This window comes from Microcoleus sp. EPA2, assembly GCA_020882975.1.
Taxonomy (GTDB): domain Bacteria; phylum Cyanobacteriota; class Cyanobacteriia; order Cyanobacteriales; family Microcoleaceae; genus Microcoleus.
On sequence record JAHRFD010000030.1, the window covers coordinates 23,072 to 47,305 of the forward strand.

33 protein-coding genes and 1 pseudogene are annotated in these 24,234 nt (G+C 44.6%); 14 read left to right on the forward strand and 20 right to left on the reverse strand.

The window, feature by feature from the left end; all coding sequences use genetic code 11:
• Position 1: 1 nt before the first annotated feature.
• Together AAFP14_RS21785 and AAFP14_RS21790 are read right to left on the reverse strand one after the other, a co-directional pair.
• Positions 2 to 430 (reverse strand): hypothetical protein, encoded by a 429-nt coding sequence (locus AAFP14_RS21785; RefSeq protein ID WP_341734299.1) that lies wholly within the window; start codon positions 428 to 430, stop codon positions 2 to 4.
• A gap of 71 nt (positions 431 to 501) precedes the next feature.
• Positions 502 to 1,002 carry a hypothetical protein gene (locus tag AAFP14_RS21790; RefSeq protein WP_341734300.1) on the reverse strand — a complete coding sequence of 167 codons (501 nt, stop codon included), beginning with the start codon at positions 1,000 to 1,002 and terminating at the stop codon, positions 502 to 504.
• Between the two features lie 268 nt (positions 1,003 to 1,270).
• On the opposite strand from AAFP14_RS21790, the gene AAFP14_RS21795 reads away from it, so the two are divergent.
• From AAFP14_RS21795 to AAFP14_RS21805, 3 genes are read left to right on the forward strand one after another with little or no spacing between them, the layout of a single operon-like run.
• Entirely contained in the window at positions 1,271 to 1,786 is a 516-nt protein-coding gene (locus AAFP14_RS21795; RefSeq protein ID WP_341734301.1) for a helix-turn-helix domain-containing protein, read from the forward strand.
• A gap of 53 nt (positions 1,787 to 1,839) precedes the next feature.
• Complete coding sequence (locus AAFP14_RS21800; RefSeq protein ID WP_332960085.1) at positions 1,840 to 2,043, forward strand: type II toxin-antitoxin system HicB family antitoxin; 204 nt, start codon at positions 1,840 to 1,842, stop codon at positions 2,041 to 2,043.
• Entirely contained in the window at positions 2,040 to 2,318 is a 279-nt protein-coding gene (locus AAFP14_RS21805) for a type II toxin-antitoxin system HicA family toxin (RefSeq protein WP_341734302.1), read from the forward strand. Before AAFP14_RS21800 ends, AAFP14_RS21805 begins: the two co-directional genes overlap by 4 nt.
• Before the next feature lie 40 nt (positions 2,319 to 2,358).
• On the opposite strand, the gene AAFP14_RS21810 is transcribed toward AAFP14_RS21805, so the two are convergent.
• Positions 2,359 to 2,556, reverse strand: coding sequence for a hypothetical protein (locus tag AAFP14_RS21810; RefSeq protein WP_341734303.1), 198 nt, complete (start codon positions 2,554 to 2,556; stop codon positions 2,359 to 2,361).
• A gap of 154 nt (positions 2,557 to 2,710) precedes the next feature.
• A complete protein-coding gene (locus AAFP14_RS21815) occupies positions 2,711 to 3,322 on the reverse strand; it encodes a Uma2 family endonuclease (protein WP_341734304.1) in 612 nt (203 codons plus the stop codon).
• 293 nt (positions 3,323 to 3,615) lie between these two features.
• Here AAFP14_RS21815 and AAFP14_RS21820 point away from each other — a divergent pair, with 293 nt between their 5' ends.
• Positions 3,616 to 4,623 (forward strand): tellurite resistance TerB family protein, encoded by a 1,008-nt coding sequence (locus AAFP14_RS21820; RefSeq protein ID WP_341734305.1) that lies wholly within the window; start codon positions 3,616 to 3,618, stop codon positions 4,621 to 4,623.
• 119 nt (positions 4,624 to 4,742) lie between these two features.
• On the opposite strand, the gene AAFP14_RS21825 is transcribed toward AAFP14_RS21820, so the two are convergent.
• The 3 genes from AAFP14_RS21825 to AAFP14_RS21835 all read right to left on the reverse strand — a co-directional run bounded on the left by AAFP14_RS21825 (position 4,743) and on the right by AAFP14_RS21835 (position 9,392).
• The gene (locus AAFP14_RS21825) at positions 4,743 to 5,288 is read right to left on the reverse strand and encodes an RNA recognition motif domain-containing protein (RefSeq protein WP_341734306.1); all 546 of its coding nucleotides are present in this window, start codon (positions 5,286 to 5,288) and stop codon (positions 4,743 to 4,745) included.
• 838 nt (positions 5,289 to 6,126) lie between these two features.
• The gene (locus tag AAFP14_RS21830) at positions 6,127 to 8,562 is read right to left on the reverse strand and encodes a zinc metalloprotease HtpX (protein WP_341734307.1); all 2,436 of its coding nucleotides are present in this window, start codon (positions 8,560 to 8,562) and stop codon (positions 6,127 to 6,129) included.
• Positions 8,563 to 8,768: 206 nt separating this feature from the next.
• Positions 8,769 to 9,392 carry a DedA family protein gene (locus tag AAFP14_RS21835; RefSeq protein ID WP_341734308.1) on the reverse strand — a complete coding sequence of 208 codons (624 nt, stop codon included), beginning with the start codon at positions 9,390 to 9,392 and terminating at the stop codon, positions 8,769 to 8,771.
• Between the two features lie 322 nt (positions 9,393 to 9,714).
• On the opposite strand from AAFP14_RS21835, the gene AAFP14_RS21840 reads away from it, so the two are divergent.
• Complete coding sequence (locus tag AAFP14_RS21840) at positions 9,715 to 10,023, forward strand: STAS domain-containing protein (RefSeq protein ID WP_341734309.1); 309 nt, start codon at positions 9,715 to 9,717, stop codon at positions 10,021 to 10,023.
• On the opposite strand, the gene AAFP14_RS21845 is transcribed toward AAFP14_RS21840, so the two are convergent.
• The 9 genes from AAFP14_RS21845 to psbN form a co-directional block, all read right to left on the reverse strand.
• Positions 9,977 to 10,669: a hypothetical protein gene (locus AAFP14_RS21845; protein WP_341734310.1), complete on the reverse strand. Its 693-nt coding sequence runs from the start codon at positions 10,667 to 10,669 to the stop codon at positions 9,977 to 9,979. The two genes, AAFP14_RS21840 and AAFP14_RS21845, sit on opposite strands and share 47 nt — an antisense overlap.
• Positions 10,662 to 11,216, reverse strand: a complete 555-nt coding sequence (locus AAFP14_RS21850) for an Npun_F5560 family protein (protein WP_341734333.1) — start codon at positions 11,214 to 11,216, stop codon at positions 10,662 to 10,664. The genes AAFP14_RS21845 and AAFP14_RS21850 overlap by 8 nt, the downstream gene beginning before the upstream one ends.
• 225 nt (positions 11,217 to 11,441) lie before the next feature.
• Complete coding sequence (locus AAFP14_RS21855) at positions 11,442 to 12,035, reverse strand: class II aldolase/adducin family protein (RefSeq protein WP_341734311.1); 594 nt, start codon at positions 12,033 to 12,035, stop codon at positions 11,442 to 11,444.
• Between the two features lie 678 nt (positions 12,036 to 12,713).
• Positions 12,714 to 13,709, reverse strand: a complete 996-nt coding sequence (locus AAFP14_RS21860; protein ID WP_340521496.1) for a GumC domain-containing protein — start codon at positions 13,707 to 13,709, stop codon at positions 12,714 to 12,716.
• A 13-nt stretch (positions 13,710 to 13,722) separates the two neighbouring features.
• Positions 13,723 to 13,899, reverse strand: coding sequence for a hypothetical protein (locus AAFP14_RS21865; RefSeq protein ID WP_341734312.1), 177 nt, complete (start codon positions 13,897 to 13,899; stop codon positions 13,723 to 13,725).
• A gap of 340 nt (positions 13,900 to 14,239) precedes the next feature.
• Positions 14,240 to 15,154: an MBL fold metallo-hydrolase gene (locus AAFP14_RS21870; protein WP_341734313.1), complete on the reverse strand. Its 915-nt coding sequence runs from the start codon at positions 15,152 to 15,154 to the stop codon at positions 14,240 to 14,242.
• A 1-nt stretch (position 15,155) separates the two neighbouring features.
• Positions 15,156 to 16,256, reverse strand: a complete 1,101-nt coding sequence (gene aroC, locus AAFP14_RS21875) for a chorismate synthase (RefSeq protein ID WP_341734314.1) — start codon at positions 16,254 to 16,256, stop codon at positions 15,156 to 15,158.
• Between the two features lie 28 nt (positions 16,257 to 16,284).
• A complete protein-coding gene (locus tag AAFP14_RS21880; protein WP_341734315.1) occupies positions 16,285 to 16,419 on the reverse strand; it encodes a hypothetical protein in 135 nt (44 codons plus the stop codon).
• A gap of 37 nt (positions 16,420 to 16,456) precedes the next feature.
• Positions 16,457 to 16,588 (reverse strand): photosystem II reaction center protein PsbN, encoded by a 132-nt coding sequence (gene psbN, locus AAFP14_RS21885; protein ID WP_190742515.1) that lies wholly within the window; start codon positions 16,586 to 16,588, stop codon positions 16,457 to 16,459.
• Between the two features lie 330 nt (positions 16,589 to 16,918).
• On the opposite strand from psbN, the gene psbH reads away from it, so the two are divergent.
• The 4 genes from psbH (at position 16,919) to AAFP14_RS21905 (ending at position 18,467) form a co-directional block, all read left to right on the forward strand.
• The gene (gene psbH, locus AAFP14_RS21890; RefSeq protein WP_340521490.1) at positions 16,919 to 17,122 is read left to right on the forward strand and encodes a photosystem II reaction center phosphoprotein PsbH; all 204 of its coding nucleotides are present in this window, start codon (positions 16,919 to 16,921) and stop codon (positions 17,120 to 17,122) included.
• 158 nt (positions 17,123 to 17,280) lie between these two features.
• A complete protein-coding gene (locus AAFP14_RS21895; RefSeq protein WP_341734316.1) occupies positions 17,281 to 17,541 on the forward strand; it encodes a TatA/E family twin arginine-targeting protein translocase in 261 nt (86 codons plus the stop codon).
• Positions 17,542 to 18,204 (forward strand): aminoacyl-tRNA hydrolase, encoded by a 663-nt coding sequence (gene pth, locus AAFP14_RS21900; RefSeq protein ID WP_340521485.1) that lies wholly within the window; start codon positions 17,542 to 17,544, stop codon positions 18,202 to 18,204.
• Positions 18,201 to 18,467 (forward strand): DUF3146 family protein, encoded by a 267-nt coding sequence (locus AAFP14_RS21905; RefSeq protein ID WP_340521483.1) that lies wholly within the window; start codon positions 18,201 to 18,203, stop codon positions 18,465 to 18,467. Before pth ends, AAFP14_RS21905 begins: the two co-directional genes overlap by 4 nt.
• A 180-nt stretch (positions 18,468 to 18,647) precedes the next feature.
• On the opposite strand, the gene AAFP14_RS21910 is transcribed toward AAFP14_RS21905, so the two are convergent.
• The gene (locus tag AAFP14_RS21910) at positions 18,648 to 18,959 is read right to left on the reverse strand and encodes an S-layer protein (RefSeq protein ID WP_341734317.1); all 312 of its coding nucleotides are present in this window, start codon (positions 18,957 to 18,959) and stop codon (positions 18,648 to 18,650) included.
• Positions 18,960 to 19,015: 56 nt separating this feature from the next.
• Here AAFP14_RS21910 and AAFP14_RS21915 point away from each other — a divergent pair, with 56 nt between their 5' ends.
• The 4 genes and pseudogenes from AAFP14_RS21915 to AAFP14_RS21930 all read left to right on the forward strand — a co-directional run bounded on the left by AAFP14_RS21915 (position 19,016) and on the right by AAFP14_RS21930 (position 20,187).
• Complete coding sequence (locus tag AAFP14_RS21915) at positions 19,016 to 19,222, forward strand: hypothetical protein (protein ID WP_341734318.1); 207 nt, start codon at positions 19,016 to 19,018, stop codon at positions 19,220 to 19,222.
• Positions 19,201 to 19,734: pseudogene (locus AAFP14_RS21920) on the forward strand (formylglycine-generating enzyme family protein); the annotation flags it as partial. The gene AAFP14_RS21915 and the pseudogene AAFP14_RS21920, both read left to right, overlap by 22 nt.
• A gap of 14 nt (positions 19,735 to 19,748) precedes the next feature.
• Complete coding sequence (locus AAFP14_RS21925) at positions 19,749 to 19,991, forward strand: hypothetical protein (RefSeq protein WP_341734319.1); 243 nt, start codon at positions 19,749 to 19,751, stop codon at positions 19,989 to 19,991.
• A complete protein-coding gene (locus tag AAFP14_RS21930; RefSeq protein WP_341734320.1) occupies positions 19,981 to 20,187 on the forward strand; it encodes a hypothetical protein in 207 nt (68 codons plus the stop codon). The genes AAFP14_RS21925 and AAFP14_RS21930 overlap by 11 nt, the downstream gene beginning before the upstream one ends.
• 240 nt (positions 20,188 to 20,427) lie before the next feature.
• Here the strand turns inward: AAFP14_RS21930 and AAFP14_RS21935 are convergent, their stop codons facing one another.
• Both AAFP14_RS21935 and AAFP14_RS21940 read right to left on the reverse strand, forming a co-directional pair.
• Positions 20,428 to 20,649, reverse strand: coding sequence for a DUF433 domain-containing protein (locus AAFP14_RS21935; RefSeq protein WP_341734321.1), 222 nt, complete (start codon positions 20,647 to 20,649; stop codon positions 20,428 to 20,430).
• Between the two features lie 87 nt (positions 20,650 to 20,736).
• Positions 20,737 to 21,564: a CPBP family intramembrane glutamic endopeptidase gene (locus tag AAFP14_RS21940; RefSeq protein ID WP_341734322.1), complete on the reverse strand. Its 828-nt coding sequence runs from the start codon at positions 21,562 to 21,564 to the stop codon at positions 20,737 to 20,739.
• Between the two features lie 253 nt (positions 21,565 to 21,817).
• On the opposite strand from AAFP14_RS21940, the gene AAFP14_RS21945 reads away from it, so the two are divergent.
• A complete protein-coding gene (locus AAFP14_RS21945; RefSeq protein ID WP_341734323.1) occupies positions 21,818 to 23,305 on the forward strand; it encodes a GTP-binding protein in 1,488 nt (495 codons plus the stop codon).
• A 73-nt stretch (positions 23,306 to 23,378) separates the two neighbouring features.
• Here the strand turns inward: AAFP14_RS21945 and murI are convergent, their stop codons facing one another.
• Entirely contained in the window at positions 23,379 to 24,221 is an 843-nt protein-coding gene (murI, locus tag AAFP14_RS21950; RefSeq protein ID WP_340526117.1) for a glutamate racemase, read from the reverse strand.
• Between the last annotated feature and the right edge of the window lie 13 nt (positions 24,222 to 24,234).

Below are 24,234 nucleotides of genomic sequence, written 5' to 3' on the forward strand. Positions count from 1 at the left end.
TCTATTCTGGTTTCATCCAACCTTTAACTATCGCTTTCCCAACATTGACATAGGGATTGTCTAAAAACTCTTCGATCGCAGCTTCACCGCCAGCCTGCAATGCACCAACCGCACGACGCTTGAAACTGGGAGTAGTTTCATCATTAACATGAGCAATCTTTTCCTCATCAGTCGCCGTAGGATTAGTTACCTCTAACTGTTTGAGAAGTTCTTGAATTTCTTTTGCTGAAGCAGCAAGATTTTGTTTCTGTTCTGATTGCTGGACAAAAATGTTATTGTCAGAGCTGGCTTTCTCACCCATAGCTCCAACCTGACCATGATTATTATAGGAGTTTTCTGACATTAATTTACTCTCCGATACGGGTTTATACTCTACATTTCCACCGACGTTTCCTTGAACCAAATTGCCCTTAAAGCTACTGTTATTCATGTCTACAGATTTCCGCTCCATAGCTGATAGCATCCTCAATTGCTAATGTTTACTTTTAGTGTCATTTTCGCTCAATCGTCAGAAAGATACGAAGTGTCTCCTCCAGCATTTCCCTGTATAAAATTACCACTCACCTTACTATTACTAATGGATATTTGATAAGTTGCTTCTTTTTCAGTTTCAATGAAATCATATACTTGTCCAATGATTTCCTTGAGACTGTCCGTTTTATTTGTAGTAAACAGCGTCTTATCACCAGAATTGAGACTTATTAATAAACCGTAGTGTTTGGGCTTATAAAAGTTCCATATTACGCCAGCCATCCCAGGAAAAAAGTAATACCAGCCTAGGTAGTTGTTATTCATAGCGTTTAGTGATGAAAATAAAAAAGCAACTACAATAATCCACCAAGGAATCGTTCCCACATCTACCTCTCCTTCACTAAAACTTGTAATATTGTGAGTCTGGTAAACATTTTTTGAAAAGCGAACTGTTCTTTTAGTTAGAGTGATAACTCCATTCCTTACTAAAGTAATACCCTTATTACTTTTAAATGGGTTTAGTGTTGCCATTGATTATACCTATAGAATAATTGACGGTTGAGGTTATGTAGTGGCACCCTTTTCAGCTCTTAGGCGCAACTATGCACCTGTCAATCAACACTCTAGTAAGATATTTGTGTCGGACTCATCCATGCTAGACCGATCGCACAAAAACTGTCAAGGAAAAAAAAGTGGGAAAAAGTTGGAACTTCCTAAAAATTCGATCCGAAGCCAAAAAAGTGGGAAAAAGTGGGAAAAAGTTTGCTATAGTAACTAAAATTATCCCACCATCCCACCTATGGACAGTCCTCAGATAGTGCAATTTGTCGATGATGCTGTCTGCGCCAAGACAGGCAAACATCTAAACAACTTGCAGCGCAAAATTATCGCTGGAATACTGAATCGTAAAAAGTATTCTGACGTTGCAGAAACTTATGGTTATAGTTCCCAGCACGTTAAAAAAGCCAGTCACGAGCTTTTGCAAATGTTATCTGAGGTGTTTGGCGAACCAGTTAAAAAAAGTAATCTTGAATCCGTCTTAGAACGGCATATAAATCAGAATATAACAACTCTCGGTAATAAAAATAATCAAAAAATTATTGGTATTAGCTACATTAACAATTGTTCTAATCCCTCCACTCCTACCCCAGATGAAAGTCAGCAGGAAACTCCCGACTTGCAGGAGGAAAGCAAAAATCAAACTAAGATTGAAACAATAGATAAATTACGGCAGTTTGGCTTAAGCGACGAGCAAATTGCCGAAGCGCTAGATATACCTTTAGAGCAGGTTAAACAGGTGGACTTGGAGGAGTAAAGTCTGCTACAGTAATAAAGAGATAAGTTTTGAGAATAAATTAGGAGAATAAATTGAAAATCAAAATTATCATCCACGAAGCAGAAGAAGGCGGATACTGGGCAGAAGTTCCTGCTATTCCTGGCTGTGCAACTGAGGGAGAAACCTTTGAGGAACTGCTGCAAAACCTCTATGAAGCGATCGAAGGTTGCTTAAGTGTAGATATTGAATCTATCGAGACAAATGAGCGAGACAAAATTATGGAGATTGCGATATGAACTCCATGTCTGGCAAAGAGTTAGCCAAGCTGCTAGAACGTAATGACTGGATATTATTAAGAGTTCAAGGCAGTCATCATATCTACGGGAAAGCTGGAAGCTCAATCCGAATTTCTGTGCCAATTCACGGCAATAAATCTTTAAAATTTGGATTACTCAGACACTTGTTAAAACAGGCGGATTTATTGGAAAATACCCCTCAAAATACCAGCACATTTGAAGATTCAAATAGTGACAATAAGGCGGCGAATGAATCTAATTCGATCGATGAATAACAACGATATTCGACAGAAAATTCAGGGGTTGTAAGATGCTTCAAATTTCCCTGCACTTTCCTTCACTAAATGCTTGTTCTGCTTGTCGCATCAAGGTGTCAAATTTGCTTGCTTTCAAATTATCTTCAATTTGCCTATCCCAAAGAGATTCTTGGAACTCTTCAAACCATTCGACAAACTCTGCAAGTTCATTCTGTAGAAGTTGCTTTACTGCTGTCTTGAGTTCTGTAATTTTCATGGGTAAGTATTTTTTTTCCTAATATTGATTTACCCGTTTGTTTTAATTATATCGCGTCGATCGATCTTTGAAACCAGCGAGCGGCAAAATTTGGATTTCGCGATCGACACCATCGACGGTAAATTACGGCTGTTTTGCTTTTCGCGGTACTCAATTACTCACCGGCAGCAAATACCTGTTCTGCCCGCAAATTTAAATTGGGAAATGTTGGCGAAATTATAGGCTCGCTTCCTCGAAATTGTTCTCTTTGATAAACTCCTGCAATTAACTGATAAACTGTAACTACAGGCTGTTTGGGCGAACCGATATAGCGCTTGCCTCCCAGACCTAAATAATCGGCAATCCAATATTCAGGAATGCCTAAAGCTTCGTAGTCTTCCACTTTCCGCGCGTAGTCATTTTGCCAATTGGTACTGACTACTTCTACTACTAATTTAACGGAATTACCGAGAGTAATGACTGGCTCGGTTTTCCATAACGGTTCATTTATCAAAATAGCGCGATCGAGAATTGCAATATCTGGCCTAAAAGCTGAATTACCACCTAACGGTTTAATCAAGCATTTCATCGGAATGAACCAAGGTAAATTTAGCAAATCAATTGCCACGTTAAGCTTGCGATTGATTAATCCAGTAACTTGTTCGTGGGGGCCAGTCGGTTCCAAATCGATTAATTCTCCATCGATTAATTCGTAGCAGACTTCATCTAGATAGTTAGCAATGAATGCCTGAAAGCTTAGGACACCTGTATCGATCGCGGAAACCATAGATCTTTTTCCTAGCTCCGTTTGCTTTAATTATATCATATCTCTTATTGTTCAAATAAAGATGGCATATCTCGGCGACCGCATTGACTCTCGCGTGCTTGCCGCAAACGCTCCAGAATCCCTGCGATAGCTGACTAACCCATTTTTCCGAAAAAACAAATCAGATCTCTACAGTAAAGTATAAAATGTTCAGTGGGTGCTTTCCCAGCCACGGAGAAATCATGATTACATCTCACGGCTGAAGAAGAAATTTGCTATAAATTGCAAAACTCAACTCTATTGGAGCAAAACCTGTGGGCCAGTTCGATCAAATATTCAATTCCGAAGATACGTCCGAAGTAAGTTTGAGTTCCGAGGAATCTTTAGCAGCAGTAGCATTTGTTGCAGCTTTGGCCAATTCTCCTGACACTGATGCAGATATCTTAGAAAGCGTACTTTGGGAATCGGAAATCTTTGCTGAATATTCCGAAGATGATATGTCAGCCATCCTCAAAAAACTCGCAGGCATTTCTACCCAAGATGGTGTGGGAGCATTATTTAATACCGCTTGGGAGTCCATTCCAGATGAATTAGTCTTAGATGCTTTTGCTGTCACCGTAGCTATGTTTGTCGTAGATGGCGAAGTCTCTGACAAATACCAGCATTTTTTGCAGGAGTTCCAGCAAGCATTAGGTTTGGAAGATGAGGAAGCTCAAGAAATTATCGAGGAGGTAATTGTTGCTTATTCACAATCTGATGAGGAAGTTTCTGATTTTGATGCGGGATTGTACGAGTCTCCAGAAGGCAATTTTACTGTCCCTATTCCAGTTGACCCCCAACAGGGCGGTAAAATTGATGAACAAGAAGGTAGTGTTACTTTTTCTGATGACTTTGGCGTTTTGCTGAAAATTGATTATTTCCCGATTGGTGGTGAAGTGGCAGAATTCATCGAGTCTGTTGGGGAAGCAGCTTATCTTAGTTCGTTTCTCAACAATTTTATTGATGGCGCAATTCTTGGTACTTTTCCTCAGTCCAAGTTACTGCACGCCGAATCCTTAGAAAATGAAGAAGCTTATTTTGCGGTTGTTGATATACCTGGTGGTGCAACTATCAGTGTCCAGAAAAACTTGGGTTCTAGGACTCGGCTGAATGCCTATCGAGGATTTTTGTCTTTTATCGCTGAGGGTGTTTGTTATACGATCAGTTCTCAGATAGTTTATCAGGAAGCGGATGAAGACGGTTCTCTGGAATCTGAAGTAGAGGTAATTATGGACAAAATTTTAGACTTTATTGAGACTATCGAATTTGCAGAACCTGTATAAAATTGTACGATCGAGCACTGGGTAAAAAAACCAGTTCTCGATCGCACTTCCCGATTTTTCTAGTCAACCAAACTCGATCGACAGCAGCAATCAGCCACAATCTGAGGTAACATAGTCTCCTAGTTAGTAGTCTGAGCTTCCTGCAACCTTTGCTTGAGTTCTTCCAGAGCGCTTGCCCAGCGTGGATCTGGCTGCACCGAACCGGAATCAGCGCTAGAGGAAGTTGTGGTGGCTGGATTGCGACGAGACTTGTTGTTATCCCGACGGCGACTGCTTTTACCAGAACCTCCGCCACCAGTGCTAGGGGAAGCATCGCGCCGCTGTTGCTGTGGCTGACCCTGGGAAGGTGCCGAGGCTAACTGTGGCGATTGAGGTGACTGCTGTTGATCGTCATCACCCTTGTCCGATTTACCTTTAGAGCGTGGCAGTGCCTTCTCTATTTTCAGCGGGTTTTCCTTGAACATCAAGCCATTGTATTTTTCAATAACTTGGTCTGCTTGTTCATCAGTCAACACCGTTACAAAACCGAATCCTCTGCATTTACCAGTTTTACGGTCTGTAATTACCTTTGTGGTTACAGATTCACCCTCTGGTGCAAAAACATCTTGCAGTTCTTGGCGATCGAGTTCTTTTGGTAGATTGCCAACATATAGACGAATAGACATGAAAAATTCCTCCAGACTTGGATTTTAATTAGTTTGATCGAACAGCATTACCCGAAGTCAACTGAATATTGACCGCAGAGAAAGACGACTTTACCGCAGAATCTGCGCGTTCTTCCGACCAACCTTGACAGCTTCCGCCACCTTTTAGAAAAAGATAATCTACTCTCCTGAAGCCGCAACTTGGCAGCCTATGCAGAGAGATCTTAAATCTAAGGTTGTTCTGTAAACTTTTAGTCATCACTCAAATGTTGAGGCTTTTGGCTATTCTGTATTATTTGCTTCCGGTTTTGATTCAGAATGTTTATAGCCAGCGGCGTGTAGAAATTTATTTCCCAGGATGTCAATTGTAAGCGATCGGAATGCCAGTATTCAGTTTAATACGGTGATGGGTAAAATCCCTAACATTTTTTCAGCCAGTAATTTTACCTCGCTCCTAATGCTGAGGACTATTTACCCCAATCTCCCTTGAATCGGGTTGGGGAGTTTCTGACCATCATTTAAAGGTATCACAGCCTTGGCAACCCCAGCTAGTTATTTAGGAAGATTCACGATCAATTTAACCGAAACCATCTCTGAATCACTTTTGTGAATTCATCTCCTACAGCGAAAGTGGCTGTAGAAAAAAACAGCCGACAAGCGGCTGGCTCAATTTGCTGTGTTGGGAGGTTGACAACTTTTACGCAATACCTTTGCGGTTTTAGTCACTGAAGTGATTGCGATCGGTCGGCCAATCAAATTTATGTAACTAAATGTAACAGGATGTCGGTAAAAAAGCAACTTTTCTTTACACTGAAGTTCCCCTCCCACAGCTCACCCACCCCCCCCAAGGGGATGCCGCCTATCGATACATTTCTCCCTGAAAAATGATATATGCTCCCCAAATAGCACCAGCAAAGGCTAAAATCGCAGACCAGATAGGATGTCCGCTGTGGCTAACTCTGCCACCTTGACTGCGGAGGGTTTCGAGATCGATCGCCACAGTAGCTCCCCGTCGCAGCCAACCAGTCGCCACCACCGATTGTCCTACCAAATCACTAGGACGAGTAGGTTGTGGCCACAAAGAGCCGATCGGACCAAACCTCGAAACATAGTGTAACCTCACCAACCCAGTCTCCGTCTGCAAAATCAAATCCTGTCCCAGCCAATTAGCCATACCCGATCGCCCCAAAAGTTTCCCCTGCAACCCCACTGGTTGAGCATCCAAGGGCAAACTATCCGAATTTGACAAAATTTGAGGTAAACTCGGTGCAGTGACTGCTCTCGGCACAAGATCAGGGAAAAAATCATTAATCCGCATCAAAGTACCAAGACAAAAGCCGATCGGCAAACAGCCCCACAGAATAGATCGATCGCCCCAAAGCCAATCCAACCACCAGATACTCGTCCTGGACAAAATCCCCCCAATCAGCCACAGCACCCCCACAATCGCCAAACTCATGGGAATTCCAAAAAAAGGCGCACCTTGTAAAAGTAGGGGCGGTGGATGGCGCCGCCAAAATTTTGAATTAAATAGATCGGAAACCTGGAATTTGCCCTTAGTAGACTCCAAAGTTCCGAGATTCGCCAAATCCAACTCAGTTTCAAGTTGCCAGAATTGAGCATAAAGAGCCAACAACTTTAAACGTTCACCCATTAAAGGATGCGTGCTGTTAACCGTCAACCAATTGCGACAAGGATTGCTGACATCCCACAGCAAAATCTGTTCCAGAGGCGCGTGTAATCCAGCCGAACCAATAGTTACAGCTTGTCCCAGCCCCACAGGAAATAGCAGCTCGAAACCTTCGAGGAAAAAGCTAGTTTGCTGCTGCTGCTCAATATTTTTCGCCATCCCGATCGCAATTTTAGCCAGAGCCCGCGTCAAACCATTGGGATTCCCCGTAATTTCTGCCGCGGTGCGATCGCTAAAATATACTCGACGGCGCGACACCCACAACATCGGCCATCTCAGCAACTTATAAATCCCGTAACTTCCAGCAGAAATCCCAGCCGCCAAAACTTTGACAACAGAACGAAAAAACTCGATCGAAATTAAACCAGATAACCGCTCCTCCCAGTGCACCACCAGCCCATAAATCAGGTAAGGAATCTGAATTACCAAAACCGCCAAGGACAGCGGTGCAAAATCCCAGTGAGCGATGTGCGCCAATTCCCGCGCCAAAATAGTCGCAATTTCATCCTCCGTCAATTGGTCCAAAAGTCCCTGACTCACAGCAATCCGAGCAAATCTCGGCAAACAGCCATAACTGAAAGCTACTGGTACATCAATCGGTAACAATTGGAGCACTGGGGCCGGCATATTCTGCTGTTTACAAAAATTTCGCACTACCCGATTAGCTTCTTTGCTGGACTTCAATAAAGTTACCCCCCCCAGAGGTTCCATCCCACAAATCAGTTTCAACACTGCATCTATCAACCAGGGAGAGGAAGCTAGTAGCAATCCGAACATAAATTGCACAAAAGCAGTCGGATCTCGATAAAAAATCTGAATCGGCGCAAACACCGGCAGTCTAGTAAATATGTATAACTGAACCAACAGAGCATTAACATTGGTCAGCAGGAATTCCAGGATGAATCGCGCCATCAAAAATAGTGCGATCGTACAGGCGAGTGTCTCCACCCGAAAACGCGCCAATTTCAGCAGTTTGAGCTTGCGCCACCCGGAAGCAGCACGCCCCGAATTGCGCCAAATCAGTTCGTAAGTATCTCGATTTACAACTCCGGGGACATCTGTGGGAGCATCTGAGTCGGCGACGGTGGTGGTGGAGGTTTCTGGTTCTGAAGTCTTGACCAGAGGTGGTTTGGGGGGTGCAGGTACTGGCGGAATCTGTGGCGATTTAACGTTTTTTTGCCTGCTAGTCTGCTCAAAACCCACCAAATCTGTTTTTTGGTCGGTTGATGGTCGATCGCCTGTGGGCGATATTTTCGGTGGTGAATTGCCAACATCAAAGGGGACGAAGCCAGTTTTTGGGGGAGTGGCTGGAATTTTTAGTGGATTTTCCGGTGGTTTTGGGGGGCGACGATCGCTCAATGTGGTTAAAGTGCGATCGGCCCAAGTTTTGACTTGAGTATGGGGATGTTTGGTGAGGGAAGTGCACAGGGCGATGGATTTTTGAAGATTACCAGTCGCTTTATAGGCCATCACCAACCCCATTTCGGCCCGCGTACCCAGTGGCTGATTGGTGGCGGATTCAGCAACAGATTCTAAAAGGGCGATCGCCCGATCGTAATCCTGTTGTTTCAAAGCAGCCAAACCAGCATCTAGAGACTGTTTCATAGATGAATCCGATTGATTGGGATTAGGTGGAGGTACCATGACAGTGCCGGCGATCGCGTCTTGTCTAAGATAGCCTAAGCTTGAAAAATAGATAACTGGGTTTCAATGTTTAAATATTATAAATAACTGGCTCTTCTGCCATTTCCACAACCAAATAGATTCCCGTTCCACAAGAATATTGATTTTTTGCGGAACGGATTCCCAGCCTACTTAGTCTTATCCAAATTCCGCGACTCCAACCAAATAGGAATTGCAATCCAAGCCACTGCTAACAGTAAAGCCACTACCGCAAATTGAGCAGCCCAAGCTACCAATTTCTCTAAAGACACAACTTGTCCTAAAAAGTAGGATAAACTTACCATTACAGAGGCCCAACTGGCGGCACCGAGAATGTTGAACAGCGAAAATTTCCAAAAAGGCATTTCGGCTATTCCTGCTAGGGGGCTGGCAAAAATTCGCAGCAGTGCGATGAACCTGCCTAAAAAAACAGCCTTAGCTGCATTTTCGCTAAACTTTTCTTTCAAGTCAAACAGTTGTTCTTCTCGAAAACGAAAGATTTTTCCTAGCTTCAGCAACAGTGGCCAGCCACCGTATCTGCCGATCGCATAACCAAAATTCCCCCCCAATGTAGCACCGGCGATCGCACTTCCGAGTACAAACCAATAGTTCAGTTCCCCACTGCCGGCTAAAAAGCCACCAGCAATCGTAATCGTCTCCCCAGGGAGAGGAATTCCCAGATTTTCCAGTAAAATTCCCAGAAATATTGCCCAGTAGCCGTAATCCTGAGCAAATTTCTGAATAGTCTCTAGCGATAAAAACTCAAAAGACATTCGATACTGCCTTCGTAAACTTTTGCAAAGCTCAATACTTTTATATATTGGCTTGATTCAGCCAATAGTGCAATCTTTCATTGTGATGACAAACACAAGAGATTAGCGATCGATCGCTCAAAAAAAAACTATCCTTTCACAGATGATAAGTCTATCCGCCATGATTCGGATTCCATTCCGGGCGATCGCCAACCAGCCCAGAGTCTCTTGAAAGCGCTACCCCACCAATTTTTGGGTCTAAGACGGGCTAGCAGTCAAGCAAAAATAGGTATTAAAGCAGGATTTGGTATTATTCCTAGGCTCCAATCCCAAAGTAACACTTATGGCCTTTCCCAACTACCAACAACGCATCGTCCTCCAACCACAAAACTGCCTCGACTCTCAAGCCAGCACTATCCTGCAACAACAGCTAGCAGCCATAGCACCCGATCGCCACAAACTCTGGGTGATTGACATGAGCGACGTAGACTTTATTGACAGTTCCGGGCTCTGCGCCTTAGTAGGCGGACTCAATATCGCCCGCCAGCGGGGATGTCGCCTCGTCATCTGTAACTTATCAGCCACAGTCAGGCTGATCTTTGAAATCACTCAACTAGACCAACTTTTTGAAATCTTCGACTCTTTTGATTGACATATCCAGAGCTAATTTGAATATCATAAATTGGCATATTTGTCAAGCACAACCAATGACAAACAAATAAATCCGGCAGTTGAACCCCCACAGAAGCGATCGCCGGTGCAGCGGGAAAAGGCCAAAGTCGATCGAAACAAATCCTGTCCCCAGCCAACCCGAACTGCATCAAATAAGTGGCTGGCGGTGCATTTAACAGAGCCAGCAAACGGTAAGCCAAGTCATACAACTCTTGTCGCCAAACATCGGACAAATGCAGGGGTTGAAAATAGCTCAACTCCCCAGACTGCTGGTTGGCCTCAACAGCGATCGCCTCAGCATACAGAGGGCCCTTCGCCGTCCACACCACAGGCAACCAGAAATCGCCCTCCCCAGTCGGAACTTGCAACTCCTGTTGTGCCCGCACCCGCGCCGCGGAGACATCGCGACAAAATTTAAACAAATCTTGAGCGGGAAACACCAGATGGGACGGCACATCCAGTGTCAAAGCACAAATCATGGCATCTTTGTGAGCGATCGCCCCACCGTCTAGGTCCGCAACTCCACAGATCTTCACATCAGTGGCAGAATTAACATTGGCGATCGCAGCCGACAGAGCCAAGGCTGCTGTCCTATTGGCATCCGCCACAATCAAAACCCTAGACATTGCCAAAGCTCGGCATCTGAATGCCCCGATTGTCATCAGACTCTACAGTTGGCAAATCCAAACCTTTAGCCTTGCGGCTGCGCACGGCGAGACGGTAAGTTACGCTCTGCAATTCAGTATGCAGTTGGCGGTTTTCCTTTTGTAGTTGTTCCAATTTTTCCTTAATCGGCTCGATCCGCTCGGCAAACTTCTGGCGGTAAACTCCGGGTAATTCCTGAACTACCTGTTCCAGCATCCGAGAGCGATCGGTCAATTCTTGCACAGACTGCCGCAGTTGGTAAACTTCAGCATCCCGCTCGGCAATTTGTTCTTGATAAAAACCGACCTGTTCTTCAACAGCTTGGAGTTGTTCCCGCATCGCCTGCATTTGAGCGATTTGGCGATCGGAAACCGACGGTGCCGGCACAAAACTGGTATTTCCCTTCACCAGTCTGAACAGCTCTTGAGACAACTGCTGCACCAATTGGTCGCGCATTTGCAGTTCTTCGTTGAGACGAGACACTTCCGATTGCAGTTCTTTGGTGCTTACAAGTTTACTGGGGTTCATCATCACCAATCCTTTTGGGCTAACATTTGCCAATAAATCAAATAGTTTACAGAATTATTTAACTAGGTACTAGCTCACTGAGACTGTGCAATGCAGCAGTCCCGCTGATTTTCTGTCACCACAGTAAACCAGACGTGAGTTTTTTTTAACAAAGTATCTAATTTTATTGTATTTTCTGCTTCCAAGATCCGATCGGCCAATCAAAACTCTACCAATCAAGCCGATCTAATTAATTACAGCCGAAAGCACCAGCCCTGCTTCATCCAAGCAGCCCCCAAAACAAATAATCCCGTCCTCATGGCCCGCCATCGCCAGAATTTTGCGATCGCCCAAATTCTCTTCCTCAAACAGCCTAAACATTTCCCATGCCATCCCAGGAGTCCCGTAAGGTATCTCTTTTCTAGTAGTCGGAATCTGGAACAGCAGTTGCTGCCACAGTTGAGGGTTATGAACGTGAATGATACCACCGACATCATCCCGATGAAGGTACAGCGCCGCGTGAGTCAGAGACTCCGAAGAAGCTGGTACCGGCCCGCGACAGCCCAGGAAATTTTTTTCCAAGTTAAATTCGGTGACAGTACAGTAGAATTCAGGCCCTAGATTTGACAAGTGTGCTGTCTGGGTACCTGAAATTATGAACTGGCAAGAATTACCGAGTCTGACGCTCACGTTACCAAAGCCGATGCCATTGTCATAGACCCCTATTAGTCCCCAAGAGTGGAGGCGATCGCGCCATGCCATCAAATCTACTATGGTCTCGACAGATACAGGTTCTGCAAAAGTCCAGTCACAGTGGTACTTAACGACTCCTTCATCCATAAATTTTTGCCAATCAAAACAGTGGATTCAAGGCTGCATTAGCCTACATTCCAGTATCGCCGTAATTGGCTATTGACATTAACAAAAAATAAAATATTACAGAACCACACAGTATTAAAAACATGATCTTTTCGCCTCAATATATGGTGACAAAATTTCCCTAGGGCTAGCCGCTGTTGGATCGCGCGATGCTGATTTCAGGATGTTGCTTCAACAGCTTGTGATGTCTAACCTGCTTAGTTAGCTGATTTATTTCTCTGTCACCAATCAAGTGTTTATACCGATTGTGCAGACTTGAGCCGCCATGTTCTCCAAGGTAATATACTTAATTTTGGCTATTTTGATAAAAAACAACCGTATTTTTACGTATTTGTCTTCATTATACATATCTGGAGCTAAACCGTCAAAAACTTAATATTTTTTAACAAATGAGGTGGCTGATGGGCTGATTCCTGTTTCCCAAGGAGCCAATCCCGATCGCAAATCCGGTGAAAGCTACCCACTTTAGGGTCGATCGCTAATTTCTCTCTCTCCTGGCCCCTCTCCTCCCCCCAGATGGGTTTTTGACGCGGATTGGCACAGGTTTCGCTGGGTCTAGATCCGATAAGCAAGCCGATCGAGCAATCCGAAAACTCGATCGGCTAAGGTATTCAATAGAGGGCGATCGCCCGCCATCCTTTAAATGTGAAAGTGATAAAAGATACTACCGTCGTCTTTAATTTCACAATGAGCATTAAAGACTTCCGCTTGTTCGTTCAAAAAACGCTGGGCGACATCCGGCGACAGTCGCGTCTCCATCGCAAATCGCACCAGAGTGATTTCCCCATTACCTTCTTTGATCAGTCGGTACAAAGCACTTTGGAGGCGATCGCTTTCTTCTCGTTGAAAAGCTGCTTTATACCTCCAATCCGCCACCGTGGGAATCAAACCACGACTGACTAAAATAGACAGCAGCAAGCCAAGTCCCAAAATCAAAGGCACTGTGGGATCGGAAGTTGGTGTCGCCACAATTTGTGGCGTTTGGGAAGGGGCCAAACTACTCACCATTTCTTTCTCCGACGCTTGCGTATCGGCCATTGCAAGCTGAGTTTTATTGTAAAAGTCTTGCTGAACCTTGATTTGTTGCAACAGGCGAGCTCGCTCTCTTTCATATTGGTCGAGCTTTTGCTGAGCTTGTTTCAGTTCTTGAGTGACTTGTGCCAAGCGTTGATTGAGGGATTGATTGACGGATTGCCACCGATATTGGTTAATCAGGCGGCTCTTTTCCACCATCCCCTTCATCAACATATCCGCTGTTTTGATGGCTTGCTGCTGATCGAGCGATCGATACCCAACAGCAATCTCTAGCGGTTGTTCCGGCTTAGAAATCTTGACGCTAGCATTTTCTCTCACCTGTTGAGGCGACAACTTCACGGCATCTGCCACTGCTTTGACAACATTATCTGCCAACAGAACATCCGGTGTCAGTTGTTCCCCTTGCTTGAGAATAGTCGTACCGGTGCTGGAAAATTTGACTGGCGGACTATTAGAAGTGAGAGTGCCTTGAGCCATGAATCCGGGAGGCGGGGCTAGACGGTAGGCAAGGGCCCCTGAAATGCCCATAATTACAGCAAAACTGCCTAAAGCAATCCATCTGTATCGATTAGCTGGTGATTTAAAACGTAAATTTGCCATTTTGATAGTCAAGTCATAACATTCGCTTGCCGCAGCTACTGGTAAACCAAATAGCGATCGTCTCTTTCTTGTGAGTTAAATTGACTGCTGAAAAAGCTCTCAGCTTGTAGCGAAAAGCTCTGAGCTTTTCAGATTTGTCAATATCCAGGAGCAGAAACAGCCGATCGCGCTTGTATTTTATCAGAGCCATAACCTCAGCTTTTGTCCTTAAGAATAAATCTGTTACCAGGATTTGGGAAGTCTATGGACTGCCAACTGGTACTTTTGACCGATCGCCTCGCAGTGTTTGTTGACATTTAAAACTGTCAGCTTTTCACCGCTTGGCGGTCATCCAATTATCTGACATCTTGGCTGGAAGCGGACGCAGTTCCACCAGGAAAAAATCTTAAATACTCTGTCCAAAAAGTTATCGAACAAAGATTATACCACTTACCTATGAGTTTGCTAGAAATTTAAAAAATTGTGGAGCCGATCGATCTGACCAACTCCACATCATCATGTTGATTAGCAATGGACACAGGAGCAACATCTCAGATGCCGATGGGTAAAATCAAGCCTTCCCGCGCCATTACCGCCTTGGGGAAAGCCACTTGCACTTCCAGAGCAATGCGATCGAGAAAATCGTCAGTATGAGCCGGATCATGGTGGAAAATCACCACACGCTTCACCCTAGCCTCCTTACCCATTCTCACCGCTTCCTGCCAAGTCGAGTGTCCCCAGCCTATCTTAGGAGACTTGGGGTTGTGATATTCCTCGTCCGTGTACATCGCGTCATAAATCAGCACATCAGCATCAAGGGCGAGATTATAAATATTTTCATCCAGTCGATCGGGAAAATGCTCGGTATCCGAACAATAAACCACGGATCTTCCCTGCCAAGTCACCCGATATCCCATAGCAGTATTGGGGTGATTCAGAGAACCAGTCCGAATCTCAATATCATCCAGCATCATAGTCTGGTTGTGAAACAGTTCGTTGAAATTCAAGTCTGCCTGCAAACCCATCAGTGGCACCGGGGAATTGGAGTGTAGCACCCGTTCCACAAAGTGCCTTTTCAGGCAATCTCCATCCGGTGGAGTCGCCCCGTAAATATCAAATCTATTCCCACGGATAAAAGCGGGAGCAAACAGAGGAAACCCTTGGATGTGATCCCAATGATAGTGAGTAAAAAACATATAAGCTTGGACCGGCATTTCTTGCAGCAACTGGTCTCCCAGCATCCGCAAACCAGTACCGCCGTCAAAAATCAGGCGTTTTCCACCCACGCGCATTTCCAAACAAGAAGTATTACCGCCATAGCGAACAGTTTCTACTCCCGGTGTCGGAACACTGCCCCGCACACCCCAGAACTGCACTACAAAATCATCTATACCTTCCATTGCTTCAGACTGTTGAGGGCAATCATCAAAGGGAGTTGCCGCTACAGAGGACAAGCTGATTTCCATTTTAAAATTCAGACTTTAAGGTTTCACATTGTCCGTGATGGCGCAGGAGATGGTCGCACAACACTAAAGCTACCATCGCTTCCACCATTGGCACTGCTCTTGGCAAAACGCAAGGGTCGTGCCGTCCTTTTGCAGCCAGCAGCGTTTCTTCTCCCTCGCGGGTTACTGTACGTTGCTGCTGACGAATGGTCGCAGTGGGCTTGAAGGCTGCCCGCAGAATTATATTTTCGCCGTTAGCAATTCCACCCTGAATTCCACCAGAACGGTTTGTTACTGTACGAATCACACCCTGTTCATCAGTATAGTATTCATCATTGTGTTGGCTGCCTGTCAGGAGAGTTCCTGCGAAGCCCGATCCAATTTCAAACCCTTTGCTAGCTGGTAACGACATGATAGCTTTTGCCAAGTCAGCTTCTAGTTTGTCGAATACCGGCATTCCCAGACCTTTGGGTACGTTGCGGGCGACACATTCAACCACACCCCCGATGGAATCACCACTATCGCGAACTTTTTCAATAAGTTCAATCATTCTTTCGGCACATTCAGCATCTGGACACCGAACTATGTTGCTTTCTACTTGTTCTAAGGTGACAGTATCCGGGTCTGTAACACCTTCTAAGTCTTTGATGCGTTTGACATAGCCGACTATTTCGACTCCGGCTACTTGTTTGAGAATTTTTTTGGCGATCGCCCCTGCTGCTACTCTACCAATAGTTTCCCTTGCCGAACTGCGACCACCGCCTTGCCAGTTACGAATTCCGTATTTAGCATCGTAGGTGGCATCAGCGTGGGAAGGGCGATAGGTAGTCGCCATTTCGCCATAGTCTTGGGGACGAGTGTCTTGATTGCGGACTAAAATGGCGATCGGCGTTCCCAGAGTTTTACCTTCAAACACCCCGGACAGGATCTCGCAACTATCAGCCTCTTTACGGGGAGTCGTAATTTTGCTTTGGCCCGGACGGCGGCGATCGAGTTCCGCTTGAATTTCCGATGCGTCAATGGACAGGAGTGGGGGGCAACCGTCAATTACCACTCCCACCCCACCGCCATGAGATTCGCCAAAGGTCGAAATCCGAAACAAATGCCCAAATATGTTGCCCATGATGCTTTAGCTTGAAACCTAATAATTTTTAACTTAAATCGAATATAGATTTACTGTATTTCTGAAAAATATACCATTGACGAGTATGCCACAGGCGATCGCCCCACAGAATCACTCCCTTCCCGGTAGAAGAATATCTACCAGGGAGAGGGGGATGGGGCATAAAAGCATTAATCTGACTGATGACTACTGACTAATGACTAATCTTCGTGTTCTTCAAAAGGATCTCTCAATTCCTTAGCGGGAGGGCCAAAGGCGGTGTATATCGAAAAGCCGGTGATTGCCACCAGACACACGCCCAGGGAAATGCCTAGAACTGCTGCAGGTTCCATAGTTTTGATCGATTATGAGTGCTCCTCCTCATAATATTACAAAAAATAACATTTTGTGTAATATTATATTGATTTGAGACGCCATAGGATATGGAGGCGACACAGGGGTAAAAACCTGGTGGGGAGAAGCAGTGTCTGCAAGCTCAATTGTATTTTTTACTTAGGTTGTGGCAAACACGTCAAATCCTCTCTAGTAAAGCATTTTTCTCATCTTTTGCCACAGACTGACTATCCCCCAATTCCGATCGCCGACTCGATCCCGAAATTGCGATCGTCATTAGCGGTGGAAATATGTCAAACTTTTCTGTAGAGATTCATTGCAGGTGACTTATGGCACAACGGACTTGGTTAGGAGATATACTCAAACCCCTTAACTCTGAATACGGCAAGGTAGCCCCCGGTTGGGGAACTACTCTATTGATGAGTACGTTTATTGGACTGTTTTTTGTGTTCTTGTTGATTATTTTGCAAATCTACAACTCTTCTCTCATTCTAGAGAATGTAGATGTAGATTGGTCGAGTCTTGGCCGCTAAAAATTGAGCCCGCAAAAGTCAGGCTACGAGTAAAAGCTGAGGGTAGAGGAGAAAGGATAAAAATTAATTTTTCCCATTTTTCCTTTTTTCCTTGCCCTTTTCGATTACTTTCTCCCTAAATAAATGGTAACTAATTAAATCGATCGCAGGAGCAACAAATGAATATTTTTGGCATTGGTTTGCCGGAAATGGCAGTAATTTTTACGATCGCCCTATTGGTATTTGGTCCGAAAAAATTGCCCGAAATTGGTCGCAGTATCGGCAAGGCACTTCGCGGATTTCAGGATGCCTCGCGGGATTTTGAGTCCGAGTTCAACCGGGAAGCCAAGCAATTAGAAGAAGCCGTCGCCAGTAGCAGCAAACCAGAAACAGAAAAACTCGCGGCCGCTAATCCCAAGGAAGATAGCACAAACAGTTAGATGAATAAGACTCAGAAGTCAGAAACACCAGCCGAGTTAGTGATTCCGCAGTTAATAGTTGGCCTAGGAAATCCCGAACCTAAATACGATCGCACCCGACACAACATCGGCTTCAATGCTGTCGATGCCTTGGCACAATCTTGGCAAATTTCTTTGTCGGAAAATCGTAAATTTCAAGGCATCTTTGGTGAAGGAAATCGGCCGCGAGGACAAAAAATTCGCTTGCTGAAACCGCTGACCTATATGAATCTTTCCGGTCAATCAATTCGTGCGGTGGCGGATTGGTACAAAATACCTGCCGAATCGGTGTTAGTAGTATACGACGATATGGATTTGCCGATCGGGAAAATCAGAATGCGACTTTCCGGTTCCGCAGGCGGGCATAATGGAATGAAATCAGCGATCGCTCATTTGGGTACAGACAAGTTTCCCCGCTTACGCATCGGCATTGGTAAACCTCAAAACGAAGTTTCTCAGAAGGAGAAAGATACCATTTCCTTCGTTTTAGGAAAATTTTCCTCAGAGGAAACCCAGTTATTAGAAAATGTGCTTAAACTGGTTAGAGAAGCTGTGGAACTTAGCCTCCATCAGGGAGTGGAAAAGTCCATGAGCCTTTACAATAGTCGCACGATCGCAGCAATAAATGCGGAAACAAAAAGGTGAGTTCGAGACGTTTACCTGAAACTACTGCATATGTCCGGGTTACTGGTCAATCTTGGCAAAAAGGCACGATTGAAGGTGAAGTAAGTGCCGGCAGTTTCGAGTGGCAGTTTCAGTGGCGTTTCAGGGAAGAAAAAACACTGATACTTGAGCCTTCTCAAGGTAGGGCTTTGATTCAAGAACCCCTACATCGTTTTCTAGAAAAGTGGGATTATCAATTAGAACCGGGTGGGGATTATTCGTTTACGGTTCGGGCTGAGTTTTAATAGTCAGAAAGCGGATTTTTTACGCAATACTTCGTTACCATACCCTAAGAGTCTCAAAAACCCGGTTTCTTTGGCGTTGATGCTACGAACTAAAAAACTGGTTTTTTTCGATATTTATGATTTTCAACAACTATTATCGTAAAAAACCAGGTTTCTGGCCCCTGATGAAATGCGGGATAGTCAATTTGTTTGTGTTGATTTCAGCAATTCTTGAATTAAAGCAGGCGGCGTTGCTTCTCGGTAAGCGCCGCAATAATACATCGTCAAAACGGCTTTGTAAGCCCAGTGATTTGATGGCACATCGGTAAAAGGATTTGGCAGAGTTTCCGCGCGATTGATCACGCAAGCATTGAGGATTTGTTCGCGGGTTGGCTGGACTTGAACTAAAGAGTTATTTTGCTTTGTTTGTGCAGGATTTTGTGCTTGTGCGGGAGATGAACAACAGGCACTAATTAGCAGTATAAATGCGGCAACGATTCTGATTTTAAGCATCTCATTACTTTTTGTGCGACAATATATCGTAACTTCCACTGCATTTCCTGAAAACTATGCCGAGTCCTATTCTCCGCAATCGTTATCAAATTATCAAAGACTTGGGACAAGGCGGTTTTGGCGACACATACCTAGCCAAAGATTTAGACTTACCCGGACATCCCCACTGCGTTGTCAAACATCTTCAGCCGAAAGACCCCAATCCTGCCATTTTACCAATTGCTAAACGCTTATTCGACTTTTTATGGGAAAATATGAGGTGACTCAGGCTCAATGGCTTGCTGTGGCAGGTTTACCAAAAGTCAAGATTGACCTCAAGGGTAATCCTTCTAATTTTAAAGGTGATGATTTGCCTGTTGAGCAAGTAAATTGGCATGATGCTAGAGAATTTTGTGCGAGGTTATCTCAACTAACTAAACGCAATTATAGATTGCCTAGTGAGGCCGAATGGGAATATGCTTGTCGTGCAGGAACGACGACACCTTTTTATTTTGGAGATACTATTACTGCGGATTTAGCTAATTATGACGGCAATTCTCGCTACGGTTCTGCACCGAAGGGAACATATCGTAAAAAAACAACTGCTGTGGGTAGTTTTCCGCCGAATAGCTTTGGACTCTACGATATGCACGGGAATGTCTGGGAATGGTGTCAAGATGTTTGGCACGGTAATTATAACGGTGCGCCGACTGATGGTAGTGCTTGGGAAAGTGGTGGAAATAGTCAAAGCCGGCTCTTGCGCGGTGGTTCGTGGCTCTACTATTCGTGGTACTGTTTTTACTTCCCGTTGTGCTAGAAGCACCCGTTCAGATTAGCCATTATTTTCCCGAACAAAGACTATTACTTCAAGTCATCAATGACCCGGAAATCCCTAACTATGTTCATCTGGTTGTCTCAATCATCTTAACAGACCTCGCTCCTGATGAAGCAATGGATAGAGAAGATGAATTGCGTAAAAATTGGTCTAGGGGATTATCCCATGAAATTCGGGAGCATTTTTATACAATTTTGGAATATAGTGATGAGTTTTGATTGGTCGCAATACCTAAATTTAGCAAAAGAACTTGCTGGTCAAGCAACTATTCCTGCTGAACAGGAGGCGCGATTGAGGGATGCTATCAGTCGTTCCTATTATGCTGCTTTTATCTTAGCGCGGAACTATTTGCGAGATAAACAAGGTCATTCCCTGCCAAAAACTAGCGATATTCACCGCTATGTTTGGCAATAATTTGATATTAATCCTGACTCAAGATATCAATTAATCGCCGATAATTTAGCAGTGTTGCGCCGATATCGAAATCAAGCAGACTATGACGATAATTTTCCCTTATTATCTGCGATTGCTAGTATTGCTATCAAGCGTTGTCAAGAAATAATTTCTAACTTAAGTAGTCTCTAAATATCAATATATTCCACAAACTATTTTGCCAATCTGCGATCGATACACTCATCCAATATCAACTTCATTTTATGCCACCATCTCAATCAATTGTTTTCTAATAACTTCCAAGAGAACAATTACTTGCTCCCTAGTTACAGTGGGAAATCCCTCTAAAAAATCATCAATTGACTCTCCGGCTTTTAAATAATAATCAAAAAGTGTTTGGACAGGAACCCTAGTGCCAATAAAAACAGGTATTCCCCCCATGATTTCACCAGAAATGCTAATTATCTGAAAATTCTGAGACATAAGCCTAAGTAGTTGTAGGGTGTGTCGCCTGCGATAAATTCCTAACTCAATCCCAACAATCTGATAGCGACGCACCTGATGGATATCTTACAAACCTTTGGACTGTTCAGAAATTTTTCGCATTCCTAAAACCAATGTACCTAAAAACAATAGCCCGATCGCACCAGCTAGCGGATTGCCGTTAACTCCCGTCACCCAATCCGGTACAGAACCCGAATATATAATTAATTTCCCGACATTAATCATATAATATCCCCAAACTAAACCTGCATGAAAGCCGATCGGCAAACCGAGTCGATTTTGGCGCGATCGCTTTCCCCCAACCAATATCAAACCCAACAGCAACAACCCCGGAAACTGCGGCCAACTCCGCAGCATGGGAACCACAGGTTTGATAAAATGGGATAGGGCAAATAAAATGCTATTCGCCCACAAAGATACTCGATCGCTGTAATCCCGTTGCAACTCCTCCAGCAACCAACCACGGAATACCAACTCCTCTGCAAAACCCACTCCTAAAGCACTTAATAGCCCTTCTGCAATGATTCTGGGCAAATTATCTGATTTTTGCCATGAGACAAAGCCGAGCAGTCCTTGCACCCCAAATAAGCTGAAAGTGAGCAAAAGCCCGATCGCCAATCCGATTAAAAACTCGAAACCATTCTGTCTAGTATTGATCAAACCATAGCTTTTGAGCACTTGGCTGTTTCCGTAAACTTTTTTTCCCCAGAGTCGCACCAAGAACAGAAACTCACTAAACAACAGCGCCATAGTTAGAATAGTGGCGAGGTTGCTGTCTTTAACTAATAAGTAAATGGGTGCTGCTAGGGGCAACCAGATGGATAATAAAGCTAACAGAAAAATCAGGATTCGCCCCAAGAATGGATAACTGGCTATTTTAATTAATTTAGTCATTAACCCTCAAATAACACGCGATTTGTTCGGAATTATTTAACCACAGAGGACACAGAGTACGCAGAGAGAGATTTGAGAGAGATTAATCATTCTGCTTTTTATCTGTTTGGAATTATTTAACCACAGAGGACACAGAGTACGCAGAGAGAAATTTGAGACAGATTAATCATTGTACGAAGCAGGCACAGAAAGCTAGAATAGCATTGTAGTGGTTGAAACTTTAAATAAAACAAAGCTATCAAATCAAGGAACAATGACTGAAGCCTCGGATTTCTCCAATGTCGATCGAGAATTAGATGACACAATTTTAAGCTTCGCAGATATTCAGGCAGAACTCAACCTCCGCCATGCTACAGATGCTCTGCGAGATATCGTAGAAAATCTCGACTTGACTCCCAGCGAGCGAACTGGACTAGAGCCGGAAATTAGGGGGTTGGAGAAAATGCTCGATAAGCTAGAGCGCGCTTGTGTCCAAATCGCTGTGTTTGGAATGGTGGGGAGGGGCAAATCTTCGGTTTTGAACGCGCTTTTGGGTCAAAATGTGTTTGAAACAGGCCCGACTCACGGCGTGACTCGCACCACAACGATTGGACAGTGGGATGTTGGTGATGGAGTTAATCAAAATTTGCCCGATGGCTTACGCCCCGCTACGCTACGATTTTCGCCGATTATTTACCGTTTGTCGCAAGTTGAATTAATCGATACTCCGGGAATAGATGAAGTTGATGGCGAAACTCGCGAACTTTTGGCTAGGCGCGTTGCTACACAAGCAGATTTGATTTTGTTTGTGGTGGCTGGCGACATTACGAAAGTGGAATATCAAGCACTTTCGCAATTGCGAGAAGCCGGAAAACCGATGTTATTAGTATTTAATAAAATTGACCAATATCCTGATGCAGACAGATTGGCAATTTATCACAAAATTCGGGACGATCGCGTGAAAGAATTGTTATCTCCTGATGAAATTGTGATGGCTGCTGCATCACCTTTGACGGCGAATGCAGTGCGCCGTCCCGATGGCAGTATGGGCGTGAAAATGACTCGCGGTTTGCCGCAAGTTGAGGATTTAAAATTAAAGATTTTGGAGATTTTAGACCGGGAAGGTAAGTCTTTGGTCGCTTTGAATACGATGCTCTGTGCAGGGGATATTAACGAGCAGTTGGTGCAGCGGAAAATGGAAATTCGAGAGGATGCTGCTAATCGGATTATCTGGAATGCGGTAATGACTAAAGCAGTGGCGATCGCCCTTAATCCAATTACTGTAATTGATATCCTCAGCGGTGCTGTAATTGATGTGGTGATGATCTTAACTCTGTCTAAAGTTTACGGCATTGCCATGACGGAAGCGGGAGCCGTGGAGTTGTTACAAAAAATTGCCATTAGTATGGGGGGAATTACAGCAGGGGAATTGGTGGCGAATTTTGGTTTGAGTTCTTTGAAAGGATTGTTGGGTTTAGCGACACCGGCAACCGGGGGTTTAGCTTTAGGACCTTATGTTTCAGTAGCTATGACGCAAGCTGCGATTGGGGGAGTTTCTTGCTACGGAATCGGTCAAGTTACCAAGGCTTATTTGGCTAATGGTGCTTCTTGGGGAGATGATGGGCCCAAGGCTGTTGTCACCAAGATTTTGTCTTCTTTGGATGATGATTCTATTTTAAATAGGATTAAGGAGGAGTTGCGGGCAAAGCTGGATTTGAGGGAAGAAGCAAGAAGGATCAAAGTTGACACTCCTGGGCCTTAAGCCATGGGGATTCTGGAATCTACCTCCCGTTATACTGAAGGTTAACGGGAGTGCTGTTGAGATGGGATGGAGTTTATTCCACCGATTCGACGATCGATACTGTCGATCGCACCACCGTCGGCAGTACAATTTTCTCCACCGCAGGAGTACAGCCTAGCCACTGCACAGACACTTCGGCAAACTGCTCTGGCTGGCCACTCACGCAAAAACGAGTAGGCAAAGCAGTACCTGAATTCCGCAGCCCTAAAAGCTCTAATTCCTGAGCAGCAGCAGCCACTACCCGCACCGCCGGATCGATTAAATTGACCCCAGCAGGTAACAGCGATCGCAACACTGGAGCCAACAGCGGATAATGAGTGCAGCCGTAAATCAGCGTATCGATACGCTGCTGAATCAAAGGAGCTAAATATTCCCGCGCTACCTCCGTAGTGTAAGGATCGTAAATGCGGTTTTGCTCCACCAGTGGCACAAAAGCCGGACAGCTAACTTGCCACACTCGGCAAGAATTTTCCATTTCCAAAATCGCATTGCGATAAGCATTGCTAGCGGCTGTAGCAGGAGTGGCGATGACTCCAATCCGCTTCCCTTGCTGTACCGCAGCTTGGGCCCCTGGCAGAATTACTCCCAGCACCGGAATATCAAATTCAGCCTGCACCATTTCCATCGCCAAAGCCGAACTGGTGTTGCAGGCCATAATCACCATTTTCACATCCTGTTCCACCAGCCAAGTCATAATTTCCCGCACAAACTGCACAATCTCCGCAGCAGTACGAGTGCCATAGGGAACCCTCGCCGTATCTCCAAAATAAAGTATTGATTCCTTGGGTAATTGTCGGTACAACTCCCTCAAGACAGTTAAACCACCTACCCCACTATCAAAAATACCGATTCTTTGTTGTCCAGAGTCTGTTGTCATTTGTTAATTATTA